We start from the raw sequence: 13,134 nt of genomic DNA, 5'->3' as shown, positions 1-13,134 counted from the left end.
AGTGAGTGTCACCGCTGCCGCAGGATTCATCGCCGCCGGCGTCACGGCTGGGCTCAAGCCGTCCGGAAAGCCGGATATCGCGCTCGTGGTCAACGAGGGTCCCACGCATGTCGCGGCCGGCGTGTTCACATCCAATCGGGTGTTCGCCGCTCCCGTGGCGTGGTCTCGCCAGGTGCTCGCGGACGGCCGCGTCGACGCGGTGATTCTCAACTCCGGTGGTGCAAACGCCGCTACCGGTGCGGAGGGCTTCGCGGACACGCACCGCACGGCCGAGCACGTGGCGAACGTCCTTCAGTCCGACGGCCGGGACATCTCGAGCGGCGACGTCGCCGTGTGCTCTACCGGGCTCATTGGCCTGCGGCTCGACATGGACCGTTTGCTTGACGGCGTCTCGCGGGCCGCGACCGCGCTCGCTGCCGACGGCGGCGACGCCGCCGCCCACGCGATCCTCACCACGGACACGGTCACCAAACAGGCCGTTGCGCAGGGTGAGGGCTGGGTTGTGGGCGGTATGGCGAAGGGCGCGGGGATGCTCGCGCCTGGACTTGCCACGATGCTGTGTGTCATCACGACGGATGCCGTCGTGGACCCGGACCGTGCCGATGCCGCGCTCAAGGAGGCCGTCCGTACCACCCTTAACCGCGTGGACTCCGACGGCTGCATGTCTACCAACGACACCGTGCTGCTCTTGGTGAGCGGAGCATCGGGCATTATGCCTGGTATTGACGAGTTTGAGGCGGCGCTCACGGATGTCTGCGCGCAGATCGCGCGCGGGCTCGTTGCCGACGCAGAGGGAGCCACCCACGACATCGCGATCACCGTTGTTGGGGCAACATCGGAGGAGGCTGCCGAGGCCGTCGGCCGTGCCGTTGCCCGCTCCAACCTCTTCAAGGCCGCCGTGTTTGGCGGCGACCCCAACTGGGGCCGCATCATCTCTGCTGCAGGCACCGTGCCCGAGGACGTCGCTCCGTTTGACGCCACCCAAATCGACGTCGCCATCAACGGCGTGCAGGTGTGCCGTGCGGCAGGCGTTGGTGACTCTCGCGATGGCGTGTCCCTTGCCGAGCGCGAGGTGAGTGTGGAGATCAATCTGCACGCGGGCGACGCCACCGCCACCATCTGGACCAACGACCTCACCCACGACTACGTCCACGAGAACAGCGCGTACAGCACATGACCGAGATTCAGCTTCCAGACCTGACGCCCCAGCAGAAAGTGGGCGTGCTCATCGACGCGATGCCGTGGATCGAGCGCTTCAAGGGCGCCGTGGTGGTCATCAAGTACGGCGGCAACGCGATGATCGACGAGACGCTCAAGCGCGCTTTCGCTCAAGACATCGTGCACTTGCGGTTGTTGGGACTTCACCCCGTGGTGGTGCACGGGGGCGGTCCGCAGATCTCGGACATGCTTACGCGTTTGGGCATCGAAAGTGAGTTCCGTGGCGGCCTGCGCGTCACCACACCCGAGGCGATGGACGTGGTGCGCATGGTGCTCACAGGCCAGGTTTCGCGCGAACTCGTTGGCCTCATCAATGACCACGGTCCGCACGCTGTTGGCCTTTCCGGCGAGGACGCGGGCCTGCTGCAGGCCAAGCGTCGCAACGCAACGGTGGATGGCGAGGCCGTCGACGTTGGCCTCGTTGGCGACGTCATCAAGGTCAACCCGGCCGCCGTGCTGGACATCATTGAGGCCGGGCGCATCCCCGTCGTGTCTACGGTGGCCCCTGACATTGACGACCCCACCACGGTGCTCAACGTGAATGCGGACACCGCGGCCGCCGCTCTCGCGGTGGCGTTGCGCGCGCGCAAACTCATCGTGCTCACCGACGTCGAGGGCCTGTACCGCGACTGGCCGGATCGCGACTCGCTGATCCGTCAGATCACCGCCTCCTCGCTGGAAGAGCTGTTGCCGTCGCTCGAGAGCGGCATGAAGCCCAAGATGGAGGCGTGCCTGCGCGCGGTGCGCGGGGGAGTGCCGCAAGCGCACGTCATCGACGGGCGCCAGGCGCACTCGATGCTCTCCGAGATCTTCACCACGGCCGGTATCGGCACCATGGTCATGCCTGACAAGGAGCTGTGGACGTGAGCGCGGGTATCGGCGACCTGGACCAGGCGGGCCTCGATCGCTATGAGAAGGCGATCATGGCCACGTTCGGCACACCTCAGCGCGTCCTCGCTCGCGGCGAGGGTTCATACGTGTGGGATGCCGACGGTAACCGCTACCTGGATCTGCTCGGCGGCATCGCCGTGACCGCGCTCGGCCACGCCCACCCCGGCTGGGTGCAGGCGATCGCGTCGCAAGCGGCAACGCTCGCGCAGGCCTCAAACTTCTTTGCCACGGAGCCGCAGATCGCTCTTGCAGAGCGGCTCTTGCAATTGGCCGACGCTCCGGCCGGCTCTCGCGTGTTCCTCACCAATAGCGGCACGGAGGCCATGGAGGCCGTCTTCAAAATGGCGCGCAAGACGGGCCGTACCAGGATCGTTGCGCTTGAGAGTTCCTTCCATGGGCGTTCGATGGGCGCGCTCGCGCTCACCGGCAAGGAGGCGATTCGGAAGCCGTTCGAGCCGCTTCCCGCCGGCGTGCAGTTTGTGCCGCGAGGCGACCTGGACGCGTTGCGCGCGGCAGCGGGTGATGACCTCGCAGCGATCGTGCTCGAGCCCATCCAAGGCGAGAGCGGAGTGCACCCGCTGTCCAGCGAGTACCTGCAACTAGCCCGTGACATCTGCACCACCCACGGCGCACTGCTCGCGTTCGACGAGGTGCAGACAGGAGTGGCCCGCACAGGCGCATGGTTCGCCCACCAACTCCACGGCGTGGTTCCCGATGTCATGGCCCTCGCGAAGGGGCTCGGCGGGGGCGTGCCGATCGGCGCTGTGGTCGCGTTTGGCCCGTGGGCGGGCACGCTGCTGGTCAAGGGGGAGCACGGCTCCACGTTTGGCGGCAATGCGCTCGCCACGGCCGCGGCCCTCGCGACCTTGCGCATCCTTGAGGAAGAGGACGTGCTCACCAACGTCAAGAATGTTGGCGAACACACGCGCTCGGCACTTGCGGCGCTGCCATTCGTCACCGAGGTTCGCGGCGAGGGACTCATGCTGGGTGCCGCACTCGGCGCTCCCGTGGCCGCGCAGGTGGCCGCCGCCGCGCTGGAGGCGGGCTTCATCGTCAACGCGCCCACCGCTGACTCGCTTCGCTTGGTCCCGGCGCTCACGATCTCCGCCAAAGAGATTGACACTTTTGTTGTCTGGTTCACCCAGGCCGTGCCGCCGATCATCGCCGCCTACGCCTCGGAGGCGAACTCATGACGCGCCATTTCCTTCGCGACGACGACCTCACCGCGGCCGAACAGCGCGAGGTCATCGAGCTCGCCCTCGCCTTCCGCGCAAACCGGCAGCTGCACCAGCCATTTTCCGGTCCGCAAGGTGTCGCGATCCTCTTTGACAAGCCGTCCACGCGCACGCGAGTCTCGTTCTCCGTTGGCGTCGCGGAACTCGGCGGTTACCCGCTTGTGCTCGACACCGCTACGTCGCAAATGGGACGCGGCGAGTCGATCGCGGACACCGCCAAGGTGCTCGGCCGCCAGGTGAGCGCTATCGTATGGCGCACCTTTGGCCAGGAGCGCATCGACGAGATGGCGCAGCACGCGGGGGTCCCCGTGGTCAACGCGCTCACTGATTCCTTCCACCCGTGCCAGATCCTCGCGGACCTCGCCGCTGTGGCCGACGCCAGGGGTGGCGTGGACGCCCTCGCCGGCCTCACGCTCACGTACGTAGGCGACGGCGCCAACAACATGGCCCACAGCTACTTGCTTGGTGGCGCCTTGGCGGGCATGCACGTGAGGGTGGGCGCGCCGTCGGACTACCTGCCGAGCGAGGCAGTTGTGCTCGACGCCAAGCGCATCGCCGCCGAGAATGGCGGGTCCGTGACCGTCACGATGGACGTCGAGGACGCCGTGCGCGGAGCGGACGTCATCGCCACCGACACGTGGGTGTCGATGGGTGACGAGGATCAGTCGGGAACCCGGGCCGGCGTATTCGACGCATACCAGGTGAACGCCCGCACGCTCGAGCTCGCGAACCCCGGTGCTAACGTGCTGCACTGCCTTCCCGCGTATCGCGGCAAGGAGATCACGGCCGAGGTCTTGGACGGTCCCCAGTCGATCGTGTGGCTCGAGGCCGAGTACCGCTTGCATGCCCAGAAGGCGCTGCTGACGTGGTTGGTGTCACGGGGTTCGGTGACACCGTGACAATCGGCCAGATTCCCCACACTAAGGCGGCTCGCCAGGCGCGAGTGCGCCACCTCATCGAGGCCGGCGGCGTCGAGTCGCAGACGCAACTCGCGGGAGTGCTCGACGCCGAAGGCATCCACGTCACCCAGGCCACACTGTCTCGCGACCTCGTTGAGGTGGGTGCGGTGAAGGTGCGCGGGGCCGACGGCCGGCTCACCTATGCCACGCAGGCCACTGTGGAGTCGCTTGAGGATGGCTCTACTCGGCTTAACCGCTTGTGCGCGGAACTGCTGCATTCGGCGGCAGGCTCCGCGAACCTCGCCGTGCTGCGCACTCCAGAAGGCGCCGCACAGTTCCTCGCCATGGCCATCGACTCCCACGAGGACGAGGACATCCTCGGCACTGTGGCCGGCGACGACACCATCATCGTGATTTCCCGTGAACCCAACGGCGGGGAGAGCCTCGCCGCCAAGTTTCTTGCCCGAGCGTCGGGCCACTGAAAGGTAACCAAAGTAATGACTGAACGGATTGTGCTCGCGTACTCGGGCGGCCTTGACACGTCGGTGGCGATTGGCTGGATCGCCGACGCTACGGGCGCCGAGGTGGTGGCGGTGGCCGTTGACGTTGGCCAGGGTGGCGAGGACCTCGAGGTCATCCGCCAGCGTGCGCTCGACTGTGGCGCCGTGGAGGCCTACGTTGCGGACGCGCGCGACGAGTTCGCGAATGAGTACTGCATGCCGGCGCTCAAGGCCAACGCGCTGTACCACGACAAGTACCCCCTGGTATCGGCCCTGTCGCGGCCGGTGATTGTGAAGCACTTGGTTGCGGCGGCCAAGCAATTTGGTGCCACCACGGTTGCCCACGGCTGCACCGGAAAGGGCAACGACCAGGTGCGCTTTGAGGTGGGCATTGTCTCGCTCGCCCCCGAGCTCAAGTGCATCGCGCCCGTGCGCGACCTTGCGCTGACGCGCGACCGCGCCATCGAGTACGCCGAGCGCCACTCGCTACCGATCGCCACCACCAAGAAGAACCCGTTCTCGATTGACCAGAACGTGTGGGGCCGCGCCGTGGAAACGGGCTTCCTCGAGGACATCTGGAACGCGCCTACGAAGGACGTTTACGACTACACCGATGACCCGGCCTTTCCGCCGGTGCCCGATGAGGTGCTCATTGCTTTCGAACGCGGCATTCCGGTTGCCATTGATGGCCAGGCGGTGACGCCGCTCCAGGCGATCGTCGAGATGAACCGCCGTGCCGGCGCCCAGGGTGTGGGACGCATCGACATCGTCGAGGACCGTCTCGTGGGCATCAAGAGCCGCGAGATCTACGAGGCTCCTGGCGCGATCGCGCTCATCGAGGCGCACCGCGAGCTCGAGAACGTGACGATAGAGCGCGAGCAGGCGCGCTTCAAGAAGCGCATCGCTGACGAGTGGACGGAACTGGTCTATGACGGCATGTGGTCGTCGCCGTTGAAGCGTTCCTTGGACGCGTTCATCGACGACACCCAGGAATACGTGACGGGCGAGATTCGCATGGACCTGCACGGTGGAAAGGCGACCGTCACCGGCCGCCGCTCGTCGGTTGGCCTGTACGACTTCAACCTCGCCACGTACGACGAGGGAGACACCTTTGACCAGTCTGCGGCGCGCGGGTTCATCGAGATCTACGGCCTCGCGGCGAAGCAGGCCGCGGCGCGGGCCGCTGCGCAGCAGGGTCTCTAGCGATGAGCGAGGGCGGCACGGTTGAGGGCGGCACCGTTGAAGGAGCGCTGTGGGGCGGCAGGTTTGCCTCGGGACCAGATGCGGCCCTTGCCGCGCTGAGTAAGTCCACTCACTTTGATTGGCGCTACGCCGACGACGACCTCGCGGGCTCTGTTGCCCATGCTCACGCGCTCTTGGCGGCTGGCCTCCTGACGAATGACGAGGCGTCACGCATGGTTGCGGCGCTCGAGCAGATGCGGGCGGATGTCGCGTCTGGTGACGTTGTCGCCGCCGAGTCCGATGAGGACGTTCACGGTGCCCTCGAGCGCGTTCTCATCGAGCGAGTGGGCGCGGAACTGGGCGGGCGGTTGCGGGCCGGACGCTCGCGCAATGACCAGATCGCCACGCTGCAGCGACGCTATCTGCGACGCCATGCCGCAGCGATTTCCTCACTGGTCTTGGACCTCGTGGATGCTCTCGCCATCCAAGCGGAGGTTCACCTCGAGGCCCCTATGCCGGGACGCACGCACTCCCAGCACGCGCAACCGGTCACGTTGGGGCACGCGTTGCTTGCCCACGTATGGCCACTGCTTCGTGGCGCCGAGCGGCTCGCGGACTGGGACAAGCGGGCGTCGCTGTCGCCGTATGGCGCGGGTGCCCTCGCCGGTTCGACGCTGGGGCTGAATCCCGCCGCCGTTGCCGCTGAACTGGGGTTCAGTGGGCCCACGCAGAACTCCATTGACGCCACGGCCTCCCGCGACGTCATCGCTGAGTTTGTGTGGGTTGCCGCGATGATCGGGGTGGATCTTTCTCGCATCGCGGAGGAGGTCATCTCGTGGGCAACCGTCGAGTTTGGGTTCGTTGCTCTCGATGATGCGTTCTCCACTGGATCGTCGATCATGCCGCAGAAGAAGAACCCGGACATCGCGGAGTTGGCCCGCGGCAAGTCCGGGCGCCTCATCGGGGATCTCGCGGGCCTCCTCGCGACGCTTAAGGGGCTTCCGCTTGCCTACAACCGCGACCTCCAAGAGGCGCATGAACCGGCACTCGACGCCGTCGACACGCTCGAGACGCTGCTCCCTGCATTTACGGGCATGATCGCCACGCTGCGCTTCAACACCGCGCGGCTCGCATCTCTTGCGCCGGCAGGATTCTCTCTCGCAACCGACGTTGCCGAGTGGCTCGTGCGCCAAGGAGTGCCGTTCCGCGAGGCTCACGAGGTCGCCGGCGCATGCGTCCGATTCTGCGAAGGCGCGGGCAAGGAACTCGGCGAACTGACCCCGGCGGAGCTTGCTTCCATCTCTGAACATCTGAACCCAGGCGTGCTCGAGGTGCTCACGGTTCCGGGCTCGCTGGCGGCGCGCAACGGGGTGGGAGGGACCGCGCCCGAACGAGTTGCGGAGCAACTCGCGGCGGCGCGCGCTGCTGCCGCTGGGCTGCGCGGTTAGCACTTCGCGGCTAGAGGTCCGCGAGTCCGGGATCTAGACCGCCCTGTCCGGCCCCCTAAGGCGCCTCGACAACCACCTCGGTGGCGCCAGTTACGCGCTTCAGATCGTCATACGAGATGTCGAATACCGAGTTTGGCGTTCCGGCCGCGGCCCACAGCTCACCGTGCTTCTTGAGCTCCACATCGATGTAGGTAGGAACAGGTGAAGGGTGCCCAAGCGGCGCCACGCCCCCGATGGGCTGCCCCGTCGCCTCGCGAACCTGCTCCGCCGAAGCGCGGGAGATGATGCCCGCGCCGATCTGTCCGGCCAGCAGCTCCGTGTCAACCCGATGCGAACCGGACGTCAGCACCAAGGTGGGAACCCCGTCGGCCAGGAACACCAGGGACGAGGCGATCGCGCCAACGTCACAACCCAGCGCAGCTGCCGCCTCTGCAGCAGTACGGGTGGAGTCCGCGAGCGTTCTGACCTCGCTCTTCAGCCCAAAGTTGGCCAGCAGGTCCAAAATGCGCGCGCTCGAGGGGTGCATAGGCTCACCGTAGTCTTGTCCCGTGGCCAACCCAAGCGCTCCCGCGCAGGAAGGTCTCGACATTCCCCACGTTCAGCGCCGCACCTTGACCGTGGTGTCGGTTGCGCAGGTCTTTTCCGGTTTCGGCATCGCCGCGGGGATCACCGTGGGCGCGCTGCTCGCTGCATCCGTGTGGGACAGCACTGCGCTCACGGGAGCACCGGCCGTCATCATGACCATCGGCGCATCGGTCGCCGCCCTAGGCATCGCCGCGATGTCGCAGCGGCACGGACGTAGGGCAGGTCTCGCGGCCGGGTACGTCACCGGCGCGGTTGGGGCCGCCGGCATCATCGTCGCCGTCGCAAACCACTGGCCGATCGTGATGCTCCTCTCTTTCCTCGTCTATGGCGCAGGCTCAGCAGCGAACCTTCAAGCGCGCTTCACCGGCGCCGACCTCGCGCTGCCGGAGCGGCGTGCACGCTCCATGTCCATCGTGCTTATGGCGACCACACTGGGCGCGGTGCTCGGTCCGGTGTCCTCACGTTGGAGCGGGGACATCGTCGAAGAGCGGGGACTCAACCCGCTGCTCGGGCCGTTCGCCGTCGCGTGTGTCGCCTACGCGGTTGGCGCGGCCATCCTGTGGTTCGCGCTGCGGCCGGACCCGTTGCTCGTTGTCCGCGAGCTCCACGGTCAACGCGCGGCCGTTAGTGCCGACGATCCAGACCCCGACGAGTGGCGCGGTCGCGTCGCTGCCGCTATCGGGATCATGGTGATCGCCCAGGCGGTAATGATCGCGGTCATGACCATGACTCCCGTGCACATGACCGAGCACCACCACGCCATCGGCGCCATTGGCGCGGTGATCGCAGCGCACATCGCCGCGATGTACGTGCCCTCTCCGCTGTCCGGCTGGCTCGTCGATCGGCATGGCTCGGTGCTCGTGGCGTTTGGTGCCGGCTGGGTGCTGATCGCCTCGGGCGTTGTTGCGGCCGTCGTCGATCCTGAGTCCGTGTGGGGCTCGACGCTCGCCCTCGTCCTGCTTGGCTTTGGCTGGAGCCTTGGCATGGTTGCCGGCTCTGCGATGCTCACGTCGTCCGCTCCCGCTCGCTTGCGCACGCGGCTCCAGGGACGGTCCGACGCTCTGACCACGCTCGCTGGCGCGTCCGGTGCGGGCATGGCCGGGGTGGTGATGAGCTGGCAGGGCTACTCGACGCTCGCTTGGGCGGCGGCGTTGCTGGCCGCGGTGATGATCCCGATCGCGGTTCTCGCGCGCACGCGTCGCTAGGGTGGCGTCATGCCCAATCCCAGCTTTGCGCAGCTCCTCGACGCCGCACGCGCAGGCGAGCCGCGGTGCGGCCGTACGCGCCTTATCCTGATTGACGGCCAGGCGGGCGCTGGCAAATCGACACTCGCCAACCGGCTCGCGGTGGCGCTCGGCGGCTCGGCCTCTGCGGGGGCGGGCACCTATATGCCCGACGCTCCGCTCACCTCGGACGCCCCAGTTCAGATAGTGCATGGAGACGACCTCTACGAAGGCTGGGGTGGACTCGCGACTCTCGACGAGGTGCTGTTGGGGCAGATCCTGGAGCCGCTCGCTGCCGGCGGAGATGGCGACTTCCGCATGTGGGACTGGTTGGAGGACAAACGAACCTACGTAATCGCCGTGCCCCAACGTCCGTTCCTCATCATCGAGGGAGTCGGTGTTGCGGCTCCGCGTGCCCGCACGCTCGCCTCGCTTACGGTCTTTGTGGAGGCGCCATGGGATGCGCGCCTCGCCCGCGGGGTGGAACGGGACCAACACTCCTACGACGACGTAATCAACCTCTGGGAGACTTTCGAGCGGGACGAGCGGGCGCGGCACCAACTCACCGGTGCTCGCGGCGCGGCCGATTTCATCATCGACGGAACCGCGCCAATACCGGACGTTTGATGCCAGAGTGGGTTAGCGTCGGGCTATGAGAGTGCACGTGGCGGCGGCGACGTTTGTTGTGCTCGTACTCGCTGGTTGCACGGATAGTTCGGCACCGCGGACAACGATTGGCGAACCAGTGGATCCCTTCGATGGCGAGTCTGTGGCGTATTGCGAATCGCAAGGAGGCGAGGTGCAGGAGCGCCAGCCCATGTACGGCACCAACACCGACGAGAGCGACTGGATCCCCTTCGGCCAACCCATCAGGACGTGCAAGCTATCGACCCTCGGAGACGAGACGGCGATCTTCATTGACCTTCACACCATGTACTCGCAGAACCCAACCCTCGCGGCGCTGGCTTACTCGCAGGCGAGCCTTCCGGAAGACCTCTCACCAAGCGGCAACCCCGCAGCAGCGATTTGCTCGGAGCTTGGCGGAACGTCCTCGTTTGGGCCCGGGGCGAACGGAGGCGGGCTCGTGGACCTAAGCGACGACGACTTCCCGGTGTTCGCCCCGTGCATGTTCGCGGACGGCAGCTTTATCGAGGAGTGGGGGATCGCCTATCACCTCGACGGTTCCGTGCGGGGTGCGGACCTGGCGCCGCGCTTCCGCTTCGACACACAGACAGCGCCGCACGTCTATGGCTAACCCACATGCCGCTGTTGTGCGGCTGAGCGACCACCCGCAATTGTTGGAGAGCGGGCGCTCGCTCCTCGCCGAATACTTTGGGTTGCCTGACGCGTGGGCTCGTGGCGAAGCCCCAGATCCGCTCCCACCCGAGTACGAGGAGCACATCGCGGGCTATCCCAACGATGGTCAGCCGCCGCACGGCGAGACATTCCTTGCGCTTCGCTCCGACGACGTGGTGGGGCAGGTGCTCGTGGTCCCTCACGCGGAGGGCGTGGTGCGGCTCGAGCGCATGTATGTGCTGCCTGCCGAGCGCGAGCAAGGCGTGGCGCGCGCGCTCATCGCCGCAGCCACCATCTGGGGACGCGAGCACGGCGTACGGCGAGTAGTGATCGGCCTCTTGCCGGGCAGGCGCGAGGCGATCTCGCTGTTTAGGGGGATCGGGTTCAAGCCAGCCGCGGACTACATCGCTGAAGGCCGCACGTGCATGGGACTGGACCTCGCGCTGGCAGACTAGGTCCATCATGACCGAGCACATTCTTGATGAACTGACCTGGCGCGGGCTCGTCTCGCAAACAACGGGCGATGACGCGCTGCGCGACGCCCTCAGCACGGGCCCGGTCACGCTGTATTGCGGTTTTGATCCCACGGCACCCAGCTTGCACATCGGCAACCTGGTGCAGATCCTCACGGTGCGGAGGCTCCAGGACGCGGGCCACAAACCGCTCCTTCTCGTTGGCGGCGCCACGGGTCTCATCGGTGACCCCAAGATGGCGGGAGAGCGCACGCTCAATCCGGTGGACGTGGTGCACGGATGGGTGGAGCGCATCCGCGCGCAGATCGAGCCCTTCATGTCGTTCGAGGGCGACAATGCCGCCCGCATGGTCAATAACTTTGACTGGACCAAAGACATGTCGGCGATCGAACTCCTGCGCGACGTCGGCCGCCACTTCCGCCTCGGCACGATGATCGCGAAGGACACGGTGGCGCGGCGGCTCAACTCGGACGAGGGGATCTCGTACACCGAGTTCAGCTACCAGGTGCTGCAGGGCATGGATTACTTGGAGCTGTACCGGCGCTACGGGTGCACGCTCCAGACCGGCGGCTCAGACCAATGGGGCAACCTCACCGCGGGCACCGAGCTGATTCGCAAGGCGGAGGGCACGTCAGTGCACGCGCTCGCCACGCCGCTCATCACCAAGGCGGACGGCACCAAGTTCGGCAAGACCGAATCCGGCACCGTGTGGCTCGATGCCGCGCTCACCTCTCCTTACGCCTTCTACCAGTTCTGGCTCAACAGCGCCGACGCTGACGTCATCGGCTACCTCAAGGTGTTCACCTTCTTGTCTAGAGACGAGATCGCACACTTGGAGTCGGTCGTCGCCGAAGAGCCTTTCAAGAGGGAGGCGCAGCGCACCCTTGCCGCTGAGGTCACCGCTCTCGTTCATGGGCCCGACGCTGTAGGCGCCGTTGTAGAGGCCAGCCAGGCAATCTTTGGTAGGGGAGAGCTCGGTGGACTCGACGCTGTGACTCTTGACGGTGTCGCCAAGGAGGTGCCGAGCGCGGACCTCGCGGCCGGCGCAACGGTGGTTGACGCGCTCGTTGAAACGGGCATCGTTGAGTCGCGTGGGGCGGCGCGCCGTGCGATCTCCGAGGGCGGCGCGTACGTCAACAATGAGCGTGTCGATGACGAAGAGCTCATCTTGGGTGGCGCGGCCACGCTTGCGGGCGGTTGGATCGTCGTAAGAAGAGGAAAAAAATCTGTGGGGCTTGTGCGCGTCACGAGCGCGTGACTGGTAGCAAAATGCGTGTTTACCAGGCAGGATGGTCGCGACACGCCCGAGATTCGGGCGATTTGACCTGGGCGTAACCAGCCCGTAATGTTTTGTCTGCTGCCGACGACGGAAGCACTTACCGCAGGACTGAAGAAGGCCGCGGGAGTCACCTGAGACAGCAACTCCATCGCAACGATGAGCGGTCGCATGCGCGCCCAATCAGAGGTACGATAGAGGGCCCCTCCAGACTGGAGACACGCCGATGAGGCGAGTTGACAAGAAGGATCAAGGGGAGTAAGTTAGAAGGGTTGCCCCAAACGAGGCCCGAGAGGGTTGAGTGCGGTGCGCGTCCGAACCTTGAGAACTCAACAGTGTGCCACATGTCGATGCCAAATCTCCGGCATCGCGACAGAGCTTCGGCTCCAAGCGATGCAGGATTCCTTTGGTAAAGAATTAAATGTCAGTGACATTTGTTCATTTGCTAGAGATTAAACCGGTTCCTCGGAACCACTTCGTATGTATGTGAACCGACTTCGGTCGGATTGCTATCAAACATTAACGGAGAGTTTGATCCTGGCTCAGGACGAACGCTGGCGGCGTGCTTAACACATGCAAGTCGAACGGTGACCCTGGAGCTTGCTCCGGGCGATCAGTGGCGAACGGGTGAGTAACACGTGAGTAACCTGCCCCAGACTCTGGGATAACCTCGGGAAACCGGGGCTAATACCGGATACGAGACGCTTCTGCATGGAATGCGTCTGGAAAGATTTATCGGTCTGGGATGGACTCGCGGCCTATCAGCTTGTTGGTGAGGTAACGGCTCACCAAGGCGACGACGGGTAGCCGGCCTGAGAGGGCGACCGGCCACACTGGAACTGAGACACGGTCCAGACTCCTACGGGAGGCAGCAGTGGGGAATATTGCACAATGGGCGCAAGCCTGAT

General features: G+C 65.8%; 13 protein-coding genes and 1 rRNA gene. 13 read left to right on the top strand and 1 reads right to left on the bottom strand.

Translation table 11 applies throughout. The features are described from left to right. The first annotated feature begins 1 nt into the window (after position 1). From argJ to argH, 7 genes are read left to right on the top strand one after another with little or no spacing between them, the layout of a single operon-like run. Complete coding sequence (gene argJ, locus QM618_RS10180) at positions 2 to 1,177, top strand: bifunctional glutamate N-acetyltransferase/amino-acid acetyltransferase ArgJ (RefSeq protein WP_428098204.1); 1,176 nt, start codon at positions 2 to 4, stop codon at positions 1,175 to 1,177. Then, a complete protein-coding gene (gene argB / locus QM618_RS10175; protein WP_428098201.1) occupies positions 1,174 to 2,085 on the top strand; it encodes an acetylglutamate kinase in 912 nt (303 codons plus the stop codon). Before argJ ends, argB begins: the two co-directional genes overlap by 4 nt. Continuing rightward, positions 2,082 to 3,302, top strand: a complete 1,221-nt coding sequence (locus tag QM618_RS10170) for an acetylornithine transaminase (protein WP_428098198.1) — start codon at positions 2,082 to 2,084, stop codon at positions 3,300 to 3,302. The genes argB and QM618_RS10170 overlap by 4 nt, the downstream gene beginning before the upstream one ends. Next, on the top strand, positions 3,299 to 4,243 hold the full coding sequence (gene argF / locus QM618_RS10165; RefSeq protein ID WP_428098195.1) for an ornithine carbamoyltransferase: 945 nt from the start codon (positions 3,299 to 3,301) through the stop codon (positions 4,241 to 4,243). Before QM618_RS10170 ends, argF begins: the two co-directional genes overlap by 4 nt. Continuing rightward, complete coding sequence (gene argR, locus QM618_RS10160) at positions 4,240 to 4,725, top strand: arginine repressor (RefSeq protein WP_428098192.1); 486 nt, start codon at positions 4,240 to 4,242, stop codon at positions 4,723 to 4,725. Before argF ends, argR begins: the two co-directional genes overlap by 4 nt. A gap of 15 nt (positions 4,726 to 4,740) precedes the next feature. Beyond that, the gene (locus QM618_RS10155) at positions 4,741 to 5,946 is read left to right on the top strand and encodes an argininosuccinate synthase (RefSeq protein ID WP_428098189.1); all 1,206 of its coding nucleotides are present in this window, start codon (positions 4,741 to 4,743) and stop codon (positions 5,944 to 5,946) included. A 2-nt stretch (positions 5,947 to 5,948) separates the two neighbouring features. Beyond that, complete coding sequence (gene argH / locus QM618_RS10150; RefSeq protein ID WP_428098185.1) at positions 5,949 to 7,373, top strand: argininosuccinate lyase; 1,425 nt, start codon at positions 5,949 to 5,951, stop codon at positions 7,371 to 7,373. Between the two features lie 55 nt (positions 7,374 to 7,428). On the opposite strand, the gene QM618_RS10145 is transcribed toward argH, so the two are convergent. Further along, positions 7,429 to 7,899, bottom strand: a complete 471-nt coding sequence (locus tag QM618_RS10145; protein WP_428098182.1) for a YbaK/EbsC family protein — start codon at positions 7,897 to 7,899, stop codon at positions 7,429 to 7,431. A 22-nt stretch (positions 7,900 to 7,921) separates the two neighbouring features. Here QM618_RS10145 and QM618_RS10140 point away from each other — a divergent pair, with 22 nt between their 5' ends. The 6 genes from QM618_RS10140 to QM618_RS10115 form a co-directional block, all read left to right on the top strand. Continuing rightward, on the top strand, positions 7,922 to 9,163 hold the full coding sequence (locus tag QM618_RS10140; protein WP_428098179.1) for an MFS transporter: 1,242 nt from the start codon (positions 7,922 to 7,924) through the stop codon (positions 9,161 to 9,163). 9 nt (positions 9,164 to 9,172) lie between these two features. After that, complete coding sequence (locus QM618_RS10135; RefSeq protein ID WP_428098176.1) at positions 9,173 to 9,808, top strand: uridine kinase family protein; 636 nt, start codon at positions 9,173 to 9,175, stop codon at positions 9,806 to 9,808. Positions 9,809 to 9,833: 25 nt separating this feature from the next. Continuing rightward, positions 9,834 to 10,436 (top strand): hypothetical protein, encoded by a 603-nt coding sequence (locus tag QM618_RS10130; protein WP_428098173.1) that lies wholly within the window; start codon positions 9,834 to 9,836, stop codon positions 10,434 to 10,436. Next, entirely contained in the window at positions 10,429 to 10,932 is a 504-nt protein-coding gene (locus tag QM618_RS10125) for a GNAT family N-acetyltransferase (protein WP_428098170.1), read from the top strand. The genes QM618_RS10130 and QM618_RS10125 overlap by 8 nt, the downstream gene beginning before the upstream one ends. Before the next feature lie 7 nt (positions 10,933 to 10,939). Further along, entirely contained in the window at positions 10,940 to 12,208 is a 1,269-nt protein-coding gene (gene tyrS, locus QM618_RS10120) for a tyrosine--tRNA ligase (RefSeq protein WP_428098167.1), read from the top strand. Between the two features lie 537 nt (positions 12,209 to 12,745). After that, positions 12,746 to 13,134 (top strand): 16S ribosomal RNA (locus QM618_RS10115); the annotation flags it as partial.

Source organism: Demequina sp., assembly GCF_049841215.1.
GTDB lineage: Bacteria > Actinomycetota > Actinomycetes > Actinomycetales > Demequinaceae > Demequina.
The sequence above is the reverse complement of the archived record's forward strand: the minus strand, read 5'-3'. Positions and strand labels throughout refer to the sequence as shown.

Excerpts from the sequence above, each read along its gene's own strand:
- QM618_RS10145 (WP_428098182.1), bottom strand. The coding sequence starts at position 7,899 with ATGCACCCCTCGAGCGCGCGCATTTTGGACCTGCTGGCCAACTTTGGG.
- argB (WP_428098201.1), top strand. The coding sequence starts at position 1,174 with ATGACCGAGATTCAGCTTCCAGACCTGACGCCCCAGCAGAAAGTGGGC.
- argF (WP_428098195.1), top strand. The coding sequence starts at position 3,299 with ATGACGCGCCATTTCCTTCGCGACGACGACCTCACCGCGGCCGAACAG.
- tyrS (WP_428098167.1), top strand. The coding sequence starts at position 10,940 with ATGACCGAGCACATTCTTGATGAACTGACCTGGCGCGGGCTCGTCTCG.
- QM618_RS10130 (WP_428098173.1), top strand. The coding sequence starts at position 9,834 with ATGAGAGTGCACGTGGCGGCGGCGACGTTTGTTGTGCTCGTACTCGCT.
- argH (WP_428098185.1), top strand. The coding sequence starts at position 5,949 with ATGAGCGAGGGCGGCACGGTTGAGGGCGGCACCGTTGAAGGAGCGCTG.
- QM618_RS10135 (WP_428098176.1), top strand. The coding sequence starts at position 9,173 with ATGCCCAATCCCAGCTTTGCGCAGCTCCTCGACGCCGCACGCGCAGGC.
- QM618_RS10155 (WP_428098189.1), top strand. The coding sequence starts at position 4,741 with ATGACTGAACGGATTGTGCTCGCGTACTCGGGCGGCCTTGACACGTCG.
- QM618_RS10125 (WP_428098170.1), top strand. The coding sequence starts at position 10,429 with ATGGCTAACCCACATGCCGCTGTTGTGCGGCTGAGCGACCACCCGCAA.